This window comes from Castellaniella caeni NBRC 101664, assembly GCF_001592225.1.
Taxonomy (GTDB): Bacteria; Pseudomonadota; Gammaproteobacteria; order Burkholderiales; family Burkholderiaceae_B; genus Castellaniella; species Castellaniella caeni.
Genome location: NZ_BCWN01000002.1, coordinates 73375 through 91567, shown reverse-complemented (window position 1 = coordinate 91567; position 18193 = coordinate 73375). Strand labels below are relative to the sequence as shown.

Here is an 18193-nt window from a genome sequence, read left to right as displayed (position 1 = left end):
TCTGATGCAGTGGGGCATCAACGCGAGAGATCGGCGGCCAGGTCGTAGCGCGTCACCTGAAAGCCCAGCGGATTGCGCCGCGCCACGGCTTCGGTGAGCGGGACATCGACGTACTGGTAGGCCATGGTGGCAATCAGGTGCCGCACCTTGGTGGTGTCGCCGGTAGTCACGTCGCGTTCTGTCTTGGAAAAGCGCACGATGGCGGCCTGGTTGGCCCCGAGCGTGATGGAATGCACCTGCACATCCACCGTGCCTTGGGTGCCCAGGCGGGTGGTGACGGCCTCCGGGCCCTCGAAGCGCTTGCCGTAGGCCGTCTGGATGGGCGGCGACGAGAGCAGGGCGCAGGTATCGAATTGCTCCTGAATGGTCTGCCAGCTGTAGCCTTCGCAGCTCAGCACATAGCTGTTCAGGAAATACTTGGCGATGCGCTGGCCGTAGTCCTCCAGCGGCTGGCCCAGGCGGCTGACGTGCTCGATGCTGCCGGTGGCGTCGTCCACGCGCACCACATACATTTCGGGTGGCTGCTTCAGGGGCGTGAGGCCCAGCACCGCGCCGACGGCCACCAAGGCCAGGATGCCCGCGGCGAGTGCCACCTGCCAGGCCCGTTTGCGACTGGTCACCAGTTCGCCCAGATGGTCGCGCTCTAGGCCTCGGGAGCGCTCCAGGTAGGCGGCGATGTCTTCGGATTTGAGGGTGTCGGCCATGGCTCAGGCTCCGTCAAACGAGGGTGGCGTGGCGTTCACCGGCACGCGGGGAGAATCGGCGGGCTGCGGGGGCTGGGGCGCGTGAAAGGCGCAGCCAGCCAGCAGCCCTGTGAGTGCCAGGGCGGCGATGAGGGATTTCATGGGAAATGGGCTCCTGGCCTGCCGGACGAGCGTGTCGGGCAGGCAGATGAGAGAAGGGGAATGCCGACTGCTGGGTCTGAGAAGGCCAGAGGGTCGGCAGATGGATTACTTGGCGCGGGGGCGCAACATGCTGCGCAGGCGCAGCACCGAGAAGGCTCCGTGGGCGGCTGCGCCGATGCCCAGACGGGCACCGAAGCCGTTGGACAGCCCTGCAGCCAGGCCGGGCAGCATGATCATGATGACCAGGCTGGCGATGCCGACCAGCATCTGGGCCCCAAAGAGCGACAAGATGTCCTGATCACCGGCATTGATCTGGCTTGCAATCATGCGAATCAGCTGAATGTTCATTTGCAGCATCAGGCCAAAGATGAGGCCTGCCAGCAAGGCCAGGAACACGAAGTTCAGAGCCTGGGAGACCCAGCTGTTGAAAAGCGGCTTGGTGGGCTCGAACAAGGTCGCCGCAATGAAGATGGGCCCTGCAGCCACGACGAGCGCCATGCCCACCTTGCAGACCACAATGATGACCATCACGATGCTACCCAGGACTGCGGCGTTAATGCGTACCAGAGTGGCCAGAATGCTGACAAGTATCTTCCATGTGGAAGGAAGAAAGCCCAGCACCGCTCCATCTTCATCGGCACCCAGCATGATGTTCGAGGTCTTGCTGCTTTCGTTCTGGAGCTTGTCCACTTCCTGAGCCACATTGTCTGTGCCCATCGCCAGCTCGGTCACGTCGTCTGGCAGGGCGATCATGGCTTTGGCAATGTCGTTCTGGTACAGCCCACCGGCACCAAAGAACAAGGAAATGATGACGACCAGGATGGCTTTGCGAAAGAACTCCGTGACGGTCATGCCGCCCTGGCCGTGCATCAGGGCGAAAGCGTAGACCACGAACTGCAGCGTGAGGCCCACGACAATGACCGGCATCAAGGCCTCGAATAAAGCTTGCATGGGACTGTTGACCGCATCACTCAGAACATTCTCGGTCTGGGTCATGACCCATTGCGCAATTTCGCTGGGTGCCGTGGGTGGGCTGATAGGGGGAGTCAGGCCAGACATGATGTTGCCTTACTCGGTTGCGCCAGTGGCATCACCAGCTTTGTTGGCATTTCCGAACCAGCCACCGTAGACGTGTTCGGCACGAGCCTGCAGCAGATTGCGTTCGGCTTCCAGCTGCTGGGAGGCAAGCTGGATCCGGGTTTGCTCGGCCTGGATGTTGGCCTGTTCGATCTGGATGCGCGCCTGCAGTTCTGCAATTTCCTTGGGGTTGGTGGTCTGATTGATCTTGTCCTGCAGGGCATCCACATTGGCCAAGCGTCGGGTCATCGAATCGTAGGCACGTTGGCTCATGGCCTTGGACGTGGCCTCGATGTTCAGCGCCCGTTTGGACAGTGCCTGGCGATCCTCCTGAAAATTCACTGGGCCCATTACTTGGTCCGTGATGCGGTTTACATCTCCGTCCAGGCTGGAGCCGCCAGAGCGATCCAGCAGATCCTGGGCATTGGCGGGCAGGGCCGCACGCAGTTGATGGCGGATGTCGGGGTTGCCGACCACGTCGCCATAGCCGCTCGATTGGGTGAAGGCGGCCAGCTGGCTTTTGGCGGTGGCCAGCTGTTCGGTCAGGTTCTTCAGTTGGTCTCGTGCGGTGAGCAGCTGTTCCTGCAGCTGAGCGATGGTGGCCGCGTCGATGGTGGGGATGCCACTGGCGTGGACAGGGGTCATAAAAGCAGCGGACAGGGCGATGCCCGCCGCAAGCAACTTGCAGCGTGTCATGGAGGACTCCGGAAAAAGGTGCGCAGGGCCGATTACAGTCGGCCTGCAGGGTGCGCGAAATAAAGCTGCGCGGGTGAATCAGCTTTTGTTGATGACGCTTTGGTATTGCGCTTCGGTAATGCGGTGGGCCTTGGTGCGGCCCGACACGATGGCGTCTTCCTTTTCGTCGTAGGCCAGGTGAAGCGTGTCGGCTACGACCAGCACGTTTTCAGAGTCTTTGATGACAGCAGGAACCGTGCGGGTTCGGTATCCCACGTTTCCGACGATGCTCCATGCCGTCTCCTTGAAGAGAAAGCTGTCGCCGTTGCGTGTGATGTGAATAAGTGCAGGGTGATTGCCTTTGTCTGATTTCCAATACCCGATGAACTTCTCTCCATCCGGCTCCGTCTTGCAGCCGGCCAGGAGAGTCAGCAGGGTGGCGCCGGTAGCGGCAATGAAATGTCGTCGGTTCATGGGGTGTCCTGTGGTGATGGGTTGTTGGGGGTCGCCTGGTGCCGTTTGAAGGCGGCCCAAGTATCAGCCACGCTGCAGGCGGGCCCAGCTTTTGTAAGCCAGGTCGCGCGCTCCGTCGGTTTCAGGATGTTCCACCAGGCCATGCCCATGGCTTCGTCTGCGGTGGGTGGCCGGTCAAGGTTTGCAGGGGTCACAGACATAGGTCGGGGCCCTCCTGTTCATGCGTCGGTGCCTGCAGCTGCAGAGGGTGATCGAAGCGCACACCGATGAGATCAGCAATCCGCTGGATGTCGGCCGGTTCTGGCCGATGGCCATTCACTTCGTGGATGTGCAGGCTGTAATACTTGTGTACACCTTGCTCGAAATACTCCTGGTCCTCGCGCGGGGTGCTGGACGAAAACCAAAGATAGGGCGTGTGGCGGGGATCGGAGGCCGAAGGCAGGTCCAGGCCGTAGTCCTGGCCGATGCGCTGCAGCCCGTTCGCATCGACGGCTTCGCGCTCGATTTCAGCGGTGCCTTCGCTGAATTGGCCTGCCTCCCGGTCTTCAGGCGTCCAGCGTTCGACATAGATCGAAATCAGGAAGCGTTCTTCGGGAGGATCGAGTTCCGATTCAGGGCCGACCAGGCCCAGGCGGTCGTAAAAGGCGGGGTCGTGGTGATGATCCTGCCGGGCTTGCTCCAGGTCTTGGCGGCGCGTTTCGTCCGCGCGCAGCCGCTCCAGAGCATGGGATTCATGCTGCATGGTGTGGTTTCCTTGTGTGGGACCCGCGGTGCTGTCATCCTCGTGGCGTCACGAAAATGGCCCGGGCGGTTTTGTGATGGCGGCCTGACTTGGGCCTGGATTGCCTAACGGTGAGTCCGTCGAACGGCCGCAAGATAGACTGGCAGCCAGGCGGCGGGATCCGGCCCCGCCTGGACCACCGCCTGTTCTGCAATCTCGGCCATGTCGGGGCTGCCGGAGAAGACCAGCAGCTCGTCTTCGCAACCGGATAAGTCCAGCTGCGCCACGGTGACACTCGCCCCTTGCTTGACCAGGAATTTGCGGCTGGCTTCGCCCAGGCTTTGCAGCAGGGCGAATTCCGCAGGTGTGAGCCCGAAGCCTTCGATGTAATCGCGGGCGCGGGCCTTGGGGTTGGGCAAGAGGATGAGCGTTGCGGTCTGCTGCACGAGTGACGGCCCTACGGGGTTTCCAGTGATGGCCCCCGGTTCCTGGGTGGCAAAGGCCAGCACACCGTTCTTTTTGCGAATCGTGCGGCTCGCGTCCTGCATGGACTCCTGAAAATGCGCGTCCTTCAAGGGATGCTGGCACTCGTCATACAGATTGATGATGCGCCGACCGTCGTGCAGGGCGTCGATTCGATGCTTCAGATACAGGGTGGCGGCCCCGCGCACGTCATCATCGTCCAAGAGTTCCGTCAGATCAAAGCCAAAGATCGCAGGCTTGCCGCTCGCGGCCTCCAGATCCAGGTGATCACCGGGATTGTCGAACACCCAGCCATATTCCCCGCCCTGGCACCAGGGCGCGAGCCGCGCATGGATAGTGCTGTGCGACTCGTCCTCGCTGTAGGGGTTGGGTAGCAGCGTGTTCAGGGTTGAAAGCGTGCGGGCTGGCCGGTCGATGAGCGTCACCAGCTGCTGCACGGCCTGGGTGATGTCGGCCCGCTGACGGGTGCTGACTGCTTCGCCCCGGCGTTCGGCCAGATACACGACCAGGCGCACCATGAAGGCGACATTGCCCTTGGTGGGCTCCATCTGAAACGGGTTCCAGCCGGTGGCTTCGCCCAGGCGGATGTTGAAGTAGCGCCCGCCCAGCGCCATGATGAGCACCTGCATGCCCTGGTCCTTGTCCCAGACCACGCAAGTCGCGCCAAACTTCTGGGCTTGCGTGAGGAGCATGCCTTGCAGCACGGTTTTGCCGGTGCCGGTCATGCCGATGATCATGGTGTTGCCAGGCCGCCGCTTGCCCGTCTCGTCCAGGTCTTCGGTGGAAGCGTGAAAGTTGAAGAAAAAGGGCGATCCGGTCTGGGTCTTGAGCATCGTGACTGCGGGCCCCCAGGGGTTGCCCGCAGGCTTGCCGGTGAGCTGGTTGTGCAGACTGGAAAAGCACAGGAAGTTGAGCGAGGTGACCGGCACTGGCCGGGGTCGCCAGTGCCAGTTACCCGGCAGCTGCGCCCAGAACCCCGCTTCCAGAGCCCGATCCAGTGGTCGGAAACCGACCGCGTCTTCGGCCAGCGCTGTAGCCGTCTGGGCGAGCGCCTGGCGCACGCCTTCGGCCGTGTCGCCGTAGATCAGGATCGTGGCGTGGTGATCCCCCAGCCCGAGCCGCGCGGAGGTCAGGTCATCCATCACGTCCAAGAGCTGTGCCACTTGGCTGGCCGAATCGTCACCCGAATCGACCAGCAGCTTATGGTGCTTCTTCACAAGCTTTTTGGCTGCAGCCCCCGTGTGGCTGCCCCAGGACTGGGTCAGCACGAATTCATGGGGCAAGCCAAGCAAGCGGTCCAGATGGCCGGGTTTGGTGGCTTCGGGATAGTCGCGCAATTCCATCATGCCAAAGATCCGCGAGCCCGCGACTGTGCGCAGTTCGCCGAGCTCCCCGTGCCGCCCGAAAATCGGCCGTGCATGAGGCAGGGTCTCGCGCAGGCGCTCCCGGCTGATCGCTATAGGCCGATGCAGTCCTGAGAGCAGGAAGCCCAGGAATTCAGCCGTTTCGCTAAAGGCCAAGCCATTGCGGTCCACGATGCACAGCACCTGGGGGTCGTAGCGGTACAGGCCCGCCGTGAGCGCCCGCAAGGTGCTGGTCAGCCGTTCGATGGATTCCGCCTGCCAGTGCGCCAGGCGCTGCCGGTCGGCCTTCTCCAGGCTCGCAAAAGTGCCCAGCACCGGGTCTTCGACCGGATGGATGAGCACGGTCAGGTACAGGTCGTTCACCATGAGGCCCGAGGTATCGAACGTGGCCCGATAGGCCGCATCGAACCGGGTGGCAAAGGGCTGCGCAAAGGTGCTCTCCGGGTATTCCGTCACGCGCCTGCGGATGATGTGCGAATACAGACCCAGCGAACCCATGGGCAGGCCGCGCAGCACGTTGTGCAGGGCTTCGATCCAATCCTTCAGTTCGCCTTGCGCGTAGGCGTCTGGGGCACGGCCTGCCACTTTGATGACTGCCAGGTATTCATGGTTGTCGCACGCGATGATGTGGTCTGTGACGTGGTGGGAATAGGGCAGGTAGCGGGAAACCAGCCGTTCATCGACGGCGAGAGCTGCAGCTGCTGTCATGGGTGATTCCTTCGGTGAATGAGGCTGCGCCAGGGGCGTTGTCGGTGATAGCCCTGGGTGGCGTAGCTGGATCCGCGCCAGAAGCGCTGGTTGCGGTTCATGCGCCGGGTCTTGAACTCCAGCCACAGAACGTCGAGTGCCTTGTCGTCGTCGCGGGTGAGAATGGTCAGAGCGGGCATCACCACAAAGAGCAACCCCTACCAGGCGAGACCTGCCGTCATGGCTATGACCGCGATGCAGACAAAGGCCCCGAGCATGAGCGTCGTGGGAATGCCCATGAAGGTCGCCTTGCGCCCCAGGCCCTTGAACACGGGGTAGGTGTTGGGATTCTGGTGGGTGGCCGGTGTCTGAGCGGTGGCATCCTGGTGGCCCGGTCGTGTGCTGTTGGTGTGTGCCGCCATGGCTTACTTCCAGAGCAGCACGACCAGTTCCGCAGCGGAGCCCGCGAGCAGCACGCCGATGCCCCAGCGGATGGCGTCGTCCTTCCTCATGACTTCGGCGGAATACAGCACGAAGATAATGACGCCAATGATGACGGCGGCAATCGGCAGGATCACGTCCAGATTGTCCTTCAAGGTCTGCAGCGTCGTCTGGGCGCGTGAAAGGCCGCCCATGGACTGAGCCAATGCACCCTGATGGACCCCAGCCAGTATCCAGAATGTCGCCAGGGTGCGGGCGAATCGTCCTTGAAGTGTCTTGATCTTGATGTGGTTCAGTATCTGCATGGTATGGCTCCTGCCCCAGGCGCGGTGGTGCGCTGGGGTGATGAGAAAAGGAAATGGGAAGTGACCGGGTCAGGTCTGACGCGGGCTTGATGGCCTGGTCAGCGGTTTGGGGCTGGGGCTGAATCAGCGGGCAGGCTGCGTGAAGCCGTCGGCTGCGGGATGGGCTGTGAAACCGTCTGGCGTGCCCTGCTGGCCTGCGTCAGGGGATCTGTCTTGCGGCTTGGGTGAACGATCCGGAATTTCCGGATCGTTGCCCGCCGTCTTAGCGGCTGGATGTGATGCGGCGGTGCCCGTTTCTGCAGCGGCTGCTGGATCCACTGATGGGCTGCCGGGGTGAGTCACAGGCTTAAGGGCCGGAACCTGGATCCCGGCCTGTGCCAGCACCTTGCCCACATAGCCATTGGCAAAACCCCGGTGAAAATTGCCCGTGTTGTAGCAGGACAGCGCCGCCCGCAGGGCTTGCTGCTGATCCCGATGGCTGTTGAGCGCCCTGGCATAGCAATCGGATAGCACCGTCTGGGCGGCCGCCAGATTCCGGCAGGGATCGAAGACCGTGGTACTGGTGAGCCCCAGCCAGTCCCAGTTGCGCACATTGATCTGGCCCAGGCCCGCATCAAAGTCGATGCCCTGGGCGATCAGCTTTTCAGCGGCCCGGCTGGCCGCTTCCAGATCGTGCGGTTGCTGGGGCAGAGCCTTGCCCTTGCGGTTCACGCCAATGGCGTATTGCCGCGCACCAGATTCATGTCGGATCAGGGCTTCCAGGGTGACAGGGTGGATATTAGGGGCACAGGCCAGGGCAAGAGTGACAAAACTTATACTCATGACATAATCAGTTTCTTTTGTGAAAAGGCGATGAAATCTATGGTGTGGTTATTTACTGGGGTGATGGGAATTTGGGTCATCGTCGCCTGGCTGGCATGTGCCATTTTTTCCGGGTATGTCGCCAGTGAAAAAAATCGCTGTGGTTTCTGCTGGTTTGTCTGGGGGGCTCTGTTTGGACCTATTGCATTGATCACTACTGTAGGTTTGCCAGAGCTGGCGGAGGCAGACAAAAAAAGGCGCAAGGAGATCGAGAGGCCTGAATGGATAGATAGCGTGCCGCTGGTTGATGATCCTGATCAGGCCTATTACCCGAAATACATTGGTAAAGATAAAGGTGTGAAGTAGGGCAGGGGGGAGATTTTTGGGATCCTCCGCTCAGAGACCAGCCCGCTGCCTGGGGTCAGACATCGAGAAGTTCCAGCCCTGGGCCCACTGTCCGCCGTGCTCTGCATCCCAGCGGGCCTGGGCGGCCTCGTAGTCCTCGGCCTTGACCCAGTGCCCGCCCATCGTGGGTCGGCCCACGTAGCGCACGGACAGCTCATAGGTCCAATCGTGATCGTTGTAGGCCACGCACCAGGTCGGCAGCTGGGTCAGTGTCACCGTCTTCAGCGTGTGGACTTCGTAGACGGGCTCCTGATTGCCGGTCGCCGCATCGTAGCGATAGCCGCGCTTGCGCCATTTGTAGGCGGTGTCCGCATAACTGCGGTTCAAGTAGTCGGCATCGCATTTGCCAGCGCCGTGCGAGATGGCCTCCACCCGTTCCGGCATGCCAGGATCGGCTGCGGCTGGGCACTGGCCCAGAAAGGACCGGCGGGCAGCAACGGTGGCACCCCAGTCCAGGCCATGGCGGTTGAATCGCTTGATGCCGAAATAGTGCTCCAGCGATGGGCTGCATTCACCAGGCCGCAGGCTGGAAGACAGGCACAGCGTGGCTTCGCAGGCCAGGCGCGGGATGCCGGTCAACAGATCGGTAGAGTCGGCAGCATGGGCAATAGGAGCCAGAGCGTAGGCGAACGCCAGCGCCCCAGCCCGCAGGGCGGGAAGGGTTTGCATGGGGGATGTCTCCGGGAAAGGGGGAAGAGGGAAGAGGTCAGACCACAGATGGGTCAGGACAGAAAGAGAGGGTCAGGACAGGTAAATTGCAACCCTGTCGCTGGTCCAGGTTGCGACGCCAGCACCGAAGAAATCAGCATCTTCAGTCCATATTGGGCAGTTCAGGGCCATGGCGCATGCCAGGATAGGCCAGTCGTTGGCATCCCGCGTGGCGATGCGGTCAAGTGCCTGGTCCCTGTAAGGTGCATAAATTTCTGCTGTCAGCGGACGGACGACGGCTTCAAGCCTATCCAGGACTTCCATCAATGGCCCGTCTGGCATCCCGCGCTTTTGAAGCAGTGCAGGCAGGTAGGTTCTTGCATCCGCGTATGCCACATCGGGCGCAAAGAATTGGGCGGCCGTGGCGTGATCCAGAATCAATTGGCGCACCCGTGTGCCCAGGATGGCGCGAATCAGAATATTGGCGTCCAGAACAATCGTTCTTGCCTGCATCATCGCGATCCTTTTCGGCGTGCCTTTTTGTAGTCGGCGATGATGTCGTCGGCGGCCACTTTGTGCTCGGCCAGCATGGTCTCCAGGGCCTCGCTGGCTTGCCTCAATGCTTCTAACTCCGCAGCATCCTGGCTGCGTGTCGGGATGAAGTAACCGACCGTTTGCCCATGGCGGGTGACGGCGATGGGGTTGCCTGATGAAATGAGTTCAGCCAAGTCCGTCCGGAATTCCCTAATGCCTACCTTGGTCGCTTCCATGATGGAGTCCTCCTACATCATTTGTGAATCTGTGTGTACACATTTTATCGACTCAAGCTTGCTTTGTATAGTGAGGAAGGAGGGAGTGGGAGCAGATGATGGGGCCACCGATGTCGGCCTTGTCAGGATGGCCCGATCAGGCGTTTCTCGGCGATTGCTATTTGTTCAGGCTTGGCCATGGCCCGCACCAGGTGAACCGTCTCGACAGCAGCCATGCGCGTATCCCGCAACTGGCCCAGGTCGGCCACGATCTGGCGCAACAGCGTCAGTTCCTCCTGCAGGGAGGGTGTCGTCAGCCTCCAGGCGGCGACGGACATAGTTGGACAGCGACAGCCCGGACAGGGCTGCTGCTTCGCCCAGGCGCGCAGCATGCGACGGAGTCACCCGGATGCGGATGACCTCGGAGAGGGGTTCGTTCATGAGGATTCCTTGCGAGAGCGGCTATCCAGCGACTAAAGAATGTGGTCGTGAATGTACGGCGTCAGCGTAGTGTTTCGGCCAGAATGACACGATTACGCCACGCTGTGCCTGAAAAGCCGCATAAATACAGTAAAGAACGGGGGTTCAATTCCCCCGACTCCACCAGCTTTCAAGGCCCGGAAGATCTCCGGGTGTGGAGTTGAGCATAAGTTGGCACTATTGCCAGCTTATGCTTTATTTCACGAAGTGCCGCATTATGCTTTATCGCAAAAGTGTGGTAGGAAACCAGAGTTGGGTTTCATGCAAAAGGGGTGCTTCCCGAAAGAAGCACCCCTTTTTTTGGGCTCTCTCACGTTCTGTGTGGAAAAGATGCCCATCAACCAGTATGCTGCAGTGCAGCGGTGTAGGGGTTTGAAGGAAGATGCCTGAGCTTGCCAGCGATCAGATAGCACATGGCAATAAAGTGGCTGGTGGTGGCGTAGCCACGGGCCCGAGCCTTGGCTGCCTGTACCAGGCTGTTGACGGCCTCCACATAGCCCGTGTGTCGGTGGGCGGCACCAAAGGCGTGCAGAACACCCGCCCAGTGCGCCTTGATCGTGGCAGCCAGACGCTTCATAGGTTCAAGCCTGCAGCGCCTGGCCCAACTCATCCAGCGGCTCAGCTCGCTGGCCGCCTGATCGGTGGCAGGTCTGCGACGGTAGATGTCACGCAAGGCCTCCTTGACCCGCCAGGCCCTGGCGGTCTGCAGTCGCATGGCGTTGAGCCTTCGGGCCTGAGCACCCTGATCCTGATTCCAGTGCCGCGTGTCCTTGAGCCAGATCCAGCGCGTACGGCGCAGATGCGGCTCATAGGTGGCTTCCTCCCGGCGCACCTCATCGACTGCAGCATTGGCGAGCTGGATCACATGGAAGCGATCAAATGCAATCGCAGCGTTTGGCAGATACAGGGCGGCACCTTTCTTGAAGCCCCCCGACATATCCATGCAGATGAGTTCGATAGCATCCGGATCCCCGCCATGTGCTCGAAGGTCGCTGGCCGCGCGGGCCAGCGTCTGTGCACCACGGCCGGGCGTTGCAAAGAGCAGCCTGCGTTCGGCCAGATCATGCACCAGCGTCACATAGTCATGGCCTCTGCGACAGGCCGTCTCATCGATGCCAAGCTCGCGGACCCCAGCGTGGGATTCCCGCGCACGAGCGCGGGTGGTATGGGCGTCGATCAGGCGCCACAGCGCGTTCTGAGAACATCCCAAGGTCTTCGCGCAGACCGCCACCGGCATCTCACGCGCAAGCGCCAGCGCCAAGGCTTCAAACATCAGCGTGAAGTGGCTGCCAGGCCGCGCCCAGGGAACGCCGACCTGCGTGGTCTTGCTGCAGTTCGTGCAGGCTATCCGTGGTGCATCACAATGCACGAAGGCCTCGAACTGAAAGAAGTGCAAGTGCTGCCAGGTGCGTGCGCGGTGGTCATGCACGGGTTGGTCCTTGGCGCCACATACTGGACACTGCCCCACATTGCTGCTGTAGATGATGAACATGTCGATACGGCTTTGCTCGGGCTTGAGCTCCACCCGTTCGACTTCCCACGGTGGCGTAAGACCCAGGGCTTGCGTGAAGACGGCTTCGGCTCCAGACATGGCTGCTCCTTCTCTTTTGCGTTGCAGCACATTCTCCTGCCAAAGCTCCCATCAGGTACAGACCTTTCCACACGAAACGGAAGAGAGCCTTTTTTTGCGTGGGTGTGAGGGCCCATGTCGGGCGCAAAACCGGTCGCTGCGTGGATTTGGTTCACGATCCGGCCTTTTGTTCATCGGAAATATCCAATGTAGCCAACCGGAGTTTATCCGCACCCCGGCTTTTTAGGAAAGGTGCCGACCTTCCTCCCAAGCTGCAGCCGCCGCTTCATAGATGCCGCCGTCTCGGCGGCCAACCGCAAGTACGACTATGTCTGGCGGGCTCTCGCCATCACGGACCAGATAGACCAGCCGGTAACCGACACCACGCAGCTTGATTTTGTAGCAATCGACGAGCGGCGCGCGCAGTTCAGCGCCCGGCACCCGTGGCGTCTCCAATCGCTTTTTCAGCGCCGTCTTGAAATGCGCCTTGATTGAACCGTCGAGGTCTGCCCAGTCCTCAAGTGCCTCGGGCACGAACCGCAGGTCGTGCGCCATCACAGGTCATCAAGGTTGACTTTGACCGAACGGTCTACCGACTTCAGGCGAGACTCCACCAGCGTTGACAGCTGGTGCTCGTCGTACAGCTCGGCCATCTGAGCCATCAGTTCCGGCGAGACTGTGTAGAACGCGGGACGGTTATGATTTAGCACCGCGACCGGCTGGCCCTGCGCTTCTTCAACCACCTTCCCGGGGTTTTGCTTGAACTCCGAGATGCTGACCGTCAGCAAACTATGGATATTTTCCATATCGACCCTCCAAATAGGGCTAAATTTAGACCTATTTTACCCCGCTTCGGGCCTGTGCGCTGCCCCAACCCGAGGGTGAAGCTCGCCAAGGCCAGGCGGATGGCACAGGCGGCGCAAGATGGCCTGCTGGAAGGCGTAGACCTTGATGCGAAAAAGCAGGTTGACAAGCTGACTATGCACCTGATGGCAAATGCCACGTTTGAAGGCAGGCGGATTGCCGTGAATTGGCCGTCAGTCTCTTTCCCTGCGGCGGGTTTTCATCCTTGTCCTTCGCGCACTCTGCGGCTGAACAGCGCAATGCTGAGGATGATGCCAGGCCGCTGCAAATCCTGTACATCGGTGACTATGACCCGGCAGGCGTCCTGATCGACGTGTCGCTGGAGCGTGAGCTACGCCGCCGTCTGCGTGGCGATATTGAGCTGAAATTCACGCGCATCGGCATCAATCCCGACCAGATTGAAACCTACGACCTTCCCGAGAAACCGCGCAAGGCGGGCGACAAGCGATCCCTGCAGGTAAAGCGCACGGTGGAGGCTGAGGCCATGCCCGCGCACGTCTTGCGCACCCTGTTGTGCGGTGCTATCGAGGGCCTGTTGCCTGCCGGTGCCCTGGAGGTGGCAAAGGTGGCTGAGGCATCCGAGCGGGATTATCTGCGCCGTCTCGCCACGGTGCTGGATGAAAGGGGTGAGCGATGGCGGGAAACTTTTATCCAGCCCGATAAAACCGGGGCAACTGATATTAGAGGCGATGCCGTCCGAGCTGATCGCCCGCGACCGCTAGCTTTTGTGGCGCAACGAACAGGGGCGCAAGGTGCCCTATCGGGCCGGTATGCCGTCTCGCAAGGCGTCGAGTACTGACCCGAGCACCCAAGACCCTACGGCCTTGTTCAGCACATCGGCCTTGTGCTAGCCTGAGTGCCTTACATTCATCACGTGGTGGACACGCAGCCACTCTCGCAGCGCGTCATTGGCGCGGGTTTGCCACCCTCGGCCGGTGGCGCGTAGCCCTTCCAGGACGTCCGGATCAAACCGGATGGTGGTGGGAACCTTATGGACGGCAGCAGTGGAGCCGGCGGGCCGACCACGGCGCCGGGCCTGAATTTCCTCAGGTGAGTGTACGCGGGCATGCTCGCCGGCCTTTGCCTGCCGGACGGACTCCAGCAGGTCACGCTCAAATTGGCTCAGTTCGTTGGTCTTGGGCATGGTGTCACTCCACGAGTTTTCGCAGTTCCTTCAGGAACGCTTGAGAAAGATTGTCGGTGGTTGACTTGGGATACACGATCAGCAGGCTGATCGTTCCATCGGCCAGCGTCGTGTAGTAGATGACTCGCACGCCGCCGCGCTTACCACTACTGGCACGGCCCATCGAACCTTGCGCAGTGGCGTAGCGCCAGGGATAACGTCTCCGGCTTCCGGGTTCTGCGCAATCCAGTCGATGAATGCCTCGCGCTCGTCGTCACCCCAGACCGAGGCTGCGTATCGCCGGAACATCGGGGTTTCGATGACGGTAAGCATGAATTGATTGTACTAACGATAAATTGAGAAAGCAAGAATTGATTGTTAATACAATCAACCGATATCAAGGCTCGCTTCGGCGGGCCTTTTTAATGGTGCGCAAGAAATGGCAGATGACATGGTCGGCCTACCCTGGCGGGTCTTTCAGCTCGTAGCTGGTGCTGCGGCCCCTTGCGTCTGATTTCCGCAGGACGCCACGGGCCAGCAGTTCAGTGATGTCTCGTAGCGCGGTGTCCGGCGAACACTTGGCGATCGCCGCCCATTTGCTGCTGGTAAGCTTGCCCTCGAAGCCATCAAGTAGCCGGTTGACCAGCTTCACCTGCCGCTCGTTCAGCGGTGTTGTCGCCCAGTGCTGCCAGAACCGCGTCTTGGCCAGCACGGCGTCGGCCGTGTGCTGCGCCTGATGGACGGCGCGATGCAGGGTTTCTAAAAACCAGGCGAGCCACTCGGTGACATCGAGTGATTGCTTCTGGGTGCGCTCCAGGACGTCATAGTAGGCCTTGCGCTCTCGCTGGATCTGCGCCGACAGGCTGTAGAAACGCTGGGGGCTGCCATCGGCGCGGGCCAGGAACAGGTCGCCGACGGCGCGTGCGATACGGCCGTTGCCGTCATCGAATGGGTGCAACGTGACGAACCACAAGTGCGCAAGCCCGGCCTTGATCAGCGGCGGCGCGCTCGACGCGCTATTGGCCCAGTTGATGAAGCGGTCGGTCTCGAATTGAAGTCGATCGGCCGGCGGCGCTTCGAAATGCACGTGTTGGCGCCCCATCGGGCCAGAGACCACCTGCATGGGGCCTGTGGCATCGTCACGCCAGCCGCCCACATTGATCCGGACAAGGCCCGAGTAGCCAGTGGGGAAGAGTGCTGCGTGCCACCCGAACAAGCGATCCCGGGTGACCGGAGCATTGCAGTTGGCAGTAGCGTCGAGCACCATGTCGACCACGCCCTCGACGTGACGGTCTACCGGGGCCAGTGCACCGATGTCGACGCCGAGGCGACGGGCGACGGAGGAGCGCACAGACTCGATGTTGAGCTGTTCGCCCTCGATCTCGCTGGTCTTGATGACGTCCTCGGTCAGCACCGACAGGCTGGCTTGGTCGCGCAGAGCCATTCCGACATCGGCCAGTCGTCCCATCAGCAGACCCTGGGCGCGGCTGACGTCGGTCAACGACTGGGCCAGGGCAGCCAGGCCATAGCGCCAACTTGGCCAGTCGCTGGCCTGCCAGATATAGGTGTAATTACCGCTTTTCATGCGGAGATTATGGGCCGCATTCTCCGTAAGTACAAGTTATCCGCCGCATATTATGCGGTGATAGAGGTGTTTTTTTGCCGCACCGCTACTGGTAGCGGTTGCGGTGCGGACAAGTTCATGGATTGGCCCAGACGGGGTGGCGAGAAAACAGATCAGGCAAACCCGGGTTGTCAGACTCTGGCCGATCCAGTATGTCCAGAATCGCCTGGTACTGGCTTCCTGATACCAGGATCAACCGCTGATCGCGCAAGGCCTGCTCGACGGCTTGATAGGCAGTATTTGGATACCCATGGATTTGCCATTCTGCATCGGGCTCGTTCATATATTCCAGGGTTGCAATCCGTGCTCATGGACGAGGGCACCCGCGCCCTGGCGCAGGGGGGCAACGGTGGGCCGTACCCGGCCAATTTGATGATAACGCGGCGGGCACGCGTCCGATGGGGTGGGGGCACTCGCGCCCGATACCCCCCAAAAAACCGCTGGCGGGGCTGGTATGCCAGGCGCATGATTGAACGTACGGAGTATGGATCCGGGTGCGACCGGGCGATGGACAGGCCCGCCGCGCAATCCATCGAAGGAGACAACCATGCTGACCGGAACCTCCGGCCTGGATTACCAGGCCATCAAGCAGCGCCAGCACGCCGTGTGGGCTTCAGGCGACTATGCGGTCATTGGCACCACGCTGCAAATCGTGGGTGAAAACCTGTGCGAGGCCGTGGATTTGCGCGCGGGCAGCCGCGTGCTCGACGTGGCCGCCGGCAATGGCAATGCCACGCTGGCCGCTGCGCGACGCTTTGCCGACGTCACCTCGACCGACTATGTGTCCGAGTGGCTGGAGCAGGGCAGGCTGCGGGCCGCGGCAGAGCGCCTGCCCGTCGCGTTTCAAGAGGCGGATGTCGAGGCGCTGCCTTTTGCCGATGGCAGCTACGACGTCGTGCTCTCCACGTTTGGCGTCATGTTCGCTCCCAATCAGGAACAGGCCGCCGCCGAACTGGCCCGCGTGGTGGTGCCTGGTGGGCGCATCGGCCTGGCAAACTGGACGCCCGGCGGATTCATCGGCAGGCTGCTCAAGCTCGTCGCCCAGTATGCGACCCCTGTGCCGGGGCTCAAGCCATCCACCCGCTGGGGTACGGCCGAAGGCCTGCAGGCGCTGTTCGCTGGTCACGCGCTACAGCTTCAAGCGCGCAATTTCATGTTTCGCTACCGCTCGCCAGAGCACTGGCTGGAGGTCTTCGAGGCCTGCTATGGCCCGACCCACAAAGTGCTTGCCTCGCTCGCCCCCGAGCGGCAGCAGGCGCTGGCACAAGAGATTCTCGAGTTGCTGCGTGGCGCCAATCAAAGCGGCGATGCTTCGCTCGTCGTGCCCGGAGAATACCTGGAAGTCGTCGTCACCACGAAGGCGGCCTGAATCCAGATTCGCGCCAGTACGCAGGGCTGGCGCCCCTTGCTGAAAACCGGTGGTTTGCTGCTGCTCGCCACAGGCTGCTCGCGGTGCTAGCATCGAAACCGCTGGAATAACCAGGAGAGCAACATGGGTAAACATGGAACAGCCGCCCTCTGGGTGGCGGTCGCTGGCCTCGTGGGGGCTGTGTCCGCGGCTGTCGCAGCGGATGCATCGGCGCAGGACGCCGCGATTTTCCAGGCGGCCGGCCTGAAGCAGGTCAAAGGCCACTGGGAAAGCGGCTGCAATGACGGTAATGACGACCCGAAAGGCATTTACGATCCAGCCACGATCACCGACCGCAAAGACATCAACGGCGATGGCCGCCCGGACGTCATCATCACCGAGGGCGGGGTGTTCTGTTATGGCAATACCGGGCAGGCGTTCTGGATCGTGACGCAGAAACCGGATGGCAGCTGGAAGCAGATGATCAACGCGATCGGCATCCCCGACTTGCGCAAGACCAAGGGTGTCGATGGCTGGCCCGACATCCTCATTGGCGGGCCAGGCATGTGCTTTCCGCTCGTGCGCTGGAACGGAAAAGCCTACAAGCTCATTGGCCATAGCGACGGCAACAAGCCCTGCCGCCCATTCGCTTAGTGTTTAGCTCTGGATCTCCTGTAGATATGCGTTGCCCGATTGGTCGCGTGGCGCCTCGCTGGCCGGGTGCTCAGGGGTGCTGCTCGTCGGGCCCGGATTCGTCGAGGTGGCCGAAGTCGATGGTGCGGCGCACGCAGAATACGTGCATCCGTTCGGCCTCCAGGGCCTGGAGCAGCTCGTTGGCCCGGTGGGCACCCAGCACGAACAGCAGTTCTTCGGGCTCGTCGACCAACTCGAAGAAGTGCGCCGCGTGCGCCCGCCCATCCCGGCCGATGCTCTCGGTGTCGACCCGGCGCGTGTATCGGTGGATATTGTGCTGCCTGGCGATTTCGATGACTGCGTCGAGTGTGGGTTTGCCTTTGTGGCGCTGCGAGCGTGGCGCCATAAAGAGGATTTCATAGCCTTTTTTCATTTTCGTTTCCTAAGTGGTGAGCGAAACTTGGAATGCGCATGGTCTCAGGCGACGAAGGCCGGCTTGAATAGCGGATCGTACGGTTTTCGAATATGGATGACGTCCAAGCCGGGTGCGCCCCGGCAGGCGGGCAAAGCCGCCGTCTGATACGGATTGAGGGCAACTGAGCGTTGCCGTGAGAGGCTGTCTGGAGCCCATGACGATCCTTGAGCGTTTCGTGCCGAAGAACCACCAGAGAGCTTGTGTGACGCAGTGATGCCCCCGGTGGCCACCATACCCGAAACCGGCCCGTACAGGCGAAACAGGTCTTGGGTATTGCCAGACATCATCAGCCGTATGACGGCGGTTCAGGAGGATGTCATCTCCGGGTGCTGCAGCCGCAGAATACACGACGCGGATATCGGTGACAAGTGCCGTTCGTGTTTGCCGCCTGAAGAAGCCTG

28 protein-coding genes, 1 pseudogene and 1 riboswitch are annotated in these 18193 nt (G+C 61.3%); of the genes and pseudogenes, 5 read left to right on the top strand and 24 right to left on the bottom strand.

What is annotated here, in order from left to right:
- Positions 1-17: 17 nt before the first annotated feature.
- From CCA01S_RS01615 to CCA01S_RS01570, 11 genes are all read right to left on the bottom strand, one after another.
- Positions 18-704 carry a VirB8 family type IV secretion system protein gene (locus CCA01S_RS01615; RefSeq protein WP_066453118.1) on the bottom strand — a complete coding sequence of 229 codons (687 nt, stop codon included), beginning with the start codon at positions 702-704 and terminating at the stop codon, positions 18-20.
- A 3-nt stretch (positions 705-707) separates the two neighbouring features.
- Positions 708-845 carry a conjugal transfer protein gene (locus CCA01S_RS01610; protein WP_066453116.1) on the bottom strand — a complete coding sequence of 46 codons (138 nt, stop codon included), beginning with the start codon at positions 843-845 and terminating at the stop codon, positions 708-710.
- 105 nt (positions 846-950) lie between these two features.
- Entirely contained in the window at positions 951-1796 is an 846-nt protein-coding gene (locus CCA01S_RS01605; protein ID WP_232304937.1) for a TrbL/VirB6 family protein, read from the bottom strand.
- Between the two features lie 117 nt (positions 1797-1913).
- The gene (locus CCA01S_RS01600) at positions 1914-2618 is read right to left on the bottom strand and encodes a TrbJ/VirB5 family protein (protein ID WP_066453112.1); all 705 of its coding nucleotides are present in this window, start codon (positions 2616-2618) and stop codon (positions 1914-1916) included.
- 78 nt (positions 2619-2696) lie between these two features.
- The gene (locus CCA01S_RS01595) at positions 2697-3071 is read right to left on the bottom strand and encodes a hypothetical protein (RefSeq protein WP_066453109.1); all 375 of its coding nucleotides are present in this window, start codon (positions 3069-3071) and stop codon (positions 2697-2699) included.
- Between the two features lie 190 nt (positions 3072-3261).
- A complete protein-coding gene (locus CCA01S_RS01590; RefSeq protein ID WP_066453107.1) occupies positions 3262-3813 on the bottom strand; it encodes a hypothetical protein in 552 nt (183 codons plus the stop codon).
- Between the two features lie 104 nt (positions 3814-3917).
- Positions 3918-6347 carry a VirB4 family type IV secretion/conjugal transfer ATPase gene (locus tag CCA01S_RS01585; RefSeq protein WP_066453104.1) on the bottom strand — a complete coding sequence of 810 codons (2430 nt, stop codon included), beginning with the start codon at positions 6345-6347 and terminating at the stop codon, positions 3918-3920.
- Complete coding sequence (locus CCA01S_RS16355; protein ID WP_373278689.1) at positions 6344-6526, bottom strand: VirB3 family type IV secretion system protein; 183 nt, start codon at positions 6524-6526, stop codon at positions 6344-6346. The genes CCA01S_RS01585 and CCA01S_RS16355 overlap by 4 nt, the downstream gene beginning before the upstream one ends.
- Positions 6527-6544: 18 nt before the next feature.
- The gene (locus CCA01S_RS16350) at positions 6545-6748 is read right to left on the bottom strand and encodes a hypothetical protein (protein ID WP_373278688.1); all 204 of its coding nucleotides are present in this window, start codon (positions 6746-6748) and stop codon (positions 6545-6547) included.
- Between the two features lie 3 nt (positions 6749-6751).
- The gene (locus CCA01S_RS01575; RefSeq protein WP_084386316.1) at positions 6752-7072 is read right to left on the bottom strand and encodes a TrbC/VirB2 family protein; all 321 of its coding nucleotides are present in this window, start codon (positions 7070-7072) and stop codon (positions 6752-6754) included.
- Between the two features lie 123 nt (positions 7073-7195).
- Positions 7196-7894 (bottom strand): lytic transglycosylase domain-containing protein, encoded by a 699-nt coding sequence (locus CCA01S_RS01570; RefSeq protein ID WP_066453101.1) that lies wholly within the window; start codon positions 7892-7894, stop codon positions 7196-7198.
- Between the two features lie 30 nt (positions 7895-7924).
- Here CCA01S_RS01570 and CCA01S_RS15555 point away from each other — a divergent pair, with 30 nt between their 5' ends.
- Positions 7925-8239: a hypothetical protein gene (locus CCA01S_RS15555; RefSeq protein ID WP_146030665.1), complete on the top strand. Its 315-nt coding sequence runs from the start codon at positions 7925-7927 to the stop codon at positions 8237-8239.
- A gap of 30 nt (positions 8240-8269) precedes the next feature.
- Here CCA01S_RS15555 and CCA01S_RS01565 read toward each other — a convergent pair whose 3' ends face one another.
- The 8 genes and pseudogenes from CCA01S_RS01565 to CCA01S_RS01535 all read right to left on the bottom strand — a co-directional run bounded on the left by CCA01S_RS01565 (position 8270) and on the right by CCA01S_RS01535 (position 12531).
- Positions 8270-8947, bottom strand: coding sequence for a TrbM/KikA/MpfK family conjugal transfer protein (locus CCA01S_RS01565; protein ID WP_066453100.1), 678 nt, complete (start codon positions 8945-8947; stop codon positions 8270-8272).
- A gap of 72 nt (positions 8948-9019) precedes the next feature.
- Positions 9020-9442 carry a PIN domain-containing protein gene (locus CCA01S_RS01560; protein WP_232304936.1) on the bottom strand — a complete coding sequence of 141 codons (423 nt, stop codon included), beginning with the start codon at positions 9440-9442 and terminating at the stop codon, positions 9020-9022.
- The gene (locus CCA01S_RS01555; RefSeq protein WP_066453090.1) at positions 9439-9696 is read right to left on the bottom strand and encodes a prevent-host-death protein; all 258 of its coding nucleotides are present in this window, start codon (positions 9694-9696) and stop codon (positions 9439-9441) included. The genes CCA01S_RS01560 and CCA01S_RS01555 overlap by 4 nt, the downstream gene beginning before the upstream one ends.
- Positions 9697-9818: 122 nt before the next feature.
- Positions 9819-10013 (bottom strand): hypothetical protein, encoded by a 195-nt coding sequence (locus CCA01S_RS01550; protein WP_232304935.1) that lies wholly within the window; start codon positions 10011-10013, stop codon positions 9819-9821.
- 34 nt (positions 10014-10047) lie between these two features.
- Positions 10048-10116 (bottom strand): annotated as a pseudogene (locus tag CCA01S_RS16345) (hypothetical protein); the annotation flags it as partial.
- Between the two features lie 376 nt (positions 10117-10492).
- Complete coding sequence (locus CCA01S_RS01545) at positions 10493-11746, bottom strand: ISL3 family transposase (protein WP_066453088.1); 1254 nt, start codon at positions 11744-11746, stop codon at positions 10493-10495.
- 222 nt (positions 11747-11968) lie between these two features.
- The gene (locus tag CCA01S_RS01540) at positions 11969-12280 is read right to left on the bottom strand and encodes a type II toxin-antitoxin system RelE family toxin (RefSeq protein WP_066453086.1); all 312 of its coding nucleotides are present in this window, start codon (positions 12278-12280) and stop codon (positions 11969-11971) included.
- Positions 12280-12531: a type II toxin-antitoxin system Phd/YefM family antitoxin gene (locus tag CCA01S_RS01535; protein ID WP_066453083.1), complete on the bottom strand. Its 252-nt coding sequence runs from the start codon at positions 12529-12531 to the stop codon at positions 12280-12282. Before CCA01S_RS01535 ends, CCA01S_RS01540 begins: the two co-directional genes overlap by 1 nt.
- A gap of 224 nt (positions 12532-12755) precedes the next feature.
- On the opposite strand from CCA01S_RS01535, the gene CCA01S_RS01530 reads away from it, so the two are divergent.
- Complete coding sequence (locus CCA01S_RS01530; RefSeq protein ID WP_066453081.1) at positions 12756-13388, top strand: hypothetical protein; 633 nt, start codon at positions 12756-12758, stop codon at positions 13386-13388.
- Positions 13389-13436: 48 nt separating this feature from the next.
- Here the strand turns inward: CCA01S_RS01530 and CCA01S_RS01525 are convergent, their stop codons facing one another.
- The 4 genes from CCA01S_RS01525 to CCA01S_RS15145 all read right to left on the bottom strand — a co-directional run bounded on the left by CCA01S_RS01525 (position 13437) and on the right by CCA01S_RS15145 (position 15619).
- Positions 13437-13733, bottom strand: coding sequence for a BrnA antitoxin family protein (locus tag CCA01S_RS01525; RefSeq protein ID WP_066453078.1), 297 nt, complete (start codon positions 13731-13733; stop codon positions 13437-13439).
- A gap of 4 nt (positions 13734-13737) precedes the next feature.
- Complete coding sequence (locus CCA01S_RS16265) at positions 13738-13896, bottom strand: hypothetical protein (protein WP_308411243.1); 159 nt, start codon at positions 13894-13896, stop codon at positions 13738-13740.
- Between the two features lie 276 nt (positions 13897-14172).
- Positions 14173-15297 carry a Fic family protein gene (locus CCA01S_RS01515; protein ID WP_066453076.1) on the bottom strand — a complete coding sequence of 375 codons (1125 nt, stop codon included), beginning with the start codon at positions 15295-15297 and terminating at the stop codon, positions 14173-14175.
- 115 nt (positions 15298-15412) lie between these two features.
- Entirely contained in the window at positions 15413-15619 is a 207-nt protein-coding gene (locus CCA01S_RS15145) for a type II toxin-antitoxin system TacA family antitoxin (RefSeq protein ID WP_084386314.1), read from the bottom strand.
- Between CCA01S_RS15145 and CCA01S_RS15935 the strand changes: the two genes are divergently transcribed.
- From CCA01S_RS15935 to CCA01S_RS01505, 3 genes are all read left to right on the top strand, one after another.
- Positions 15577-15996 (top strand): Wadjet anti-phage system protein JetD domain-containing protein, encoded by a 420-nt coding sequence (locus tag CCA01S_RS15935; RefSeq protein ID WP_232304934.1) that lies wholly within the window; start codon positions 15577-15579, stop codon positions 15994-15996. The genes CCA01S_RS15145 and CCA01S_RS15935 overlap by 43 nt on opposite strands.
- Complete coding sequence (locus CCA01S_RS01510; protein WP_066453074.1) at positions 15884-16705, top strand: class I SAM-dependent methyltransferase; 822 nt, start codon at positions 15884-15886, stop codon at positions 16703-16705. Before CCA01S_RS15935 ends, CCA01S_RS01510 begins: the two co-directional genes overlap by 113 nt.
- Before the next feature lie 123 nt (positions 16706-16828).
- Entirely contained in the window at positions 16829-17338 is a 510-nt protein-coding gene (locus CCA01S_RS01505; protein WP_066453072.1) for a hypothetical protein, read from the top strand.
- A gap of 70 nt (positions 17339-17408) precedes the next feature.
- On the opposite strand, the gene CCA01S_RS01500 is transcribed toward CCA01S_RS01505, so the two are convergent.
- A complete protein-coding gene (locus CCA01S_RS01500) occupies positions 17409-17750 on the bottom strand; it encodes a putative PII-like signaling protein (RefSeq protein ID WP_066453070.1) in 342 nt (113 codons plus the stop codon).
- Positions 17751-18062: 312 nt separating this feature from the next.
- A riboswitch (Fluoride riboswitch) is annotated at positions 18063-18125 on the bottom strand.
- Positions 18126-18193 lie beyond the last annotated feature (68 nt).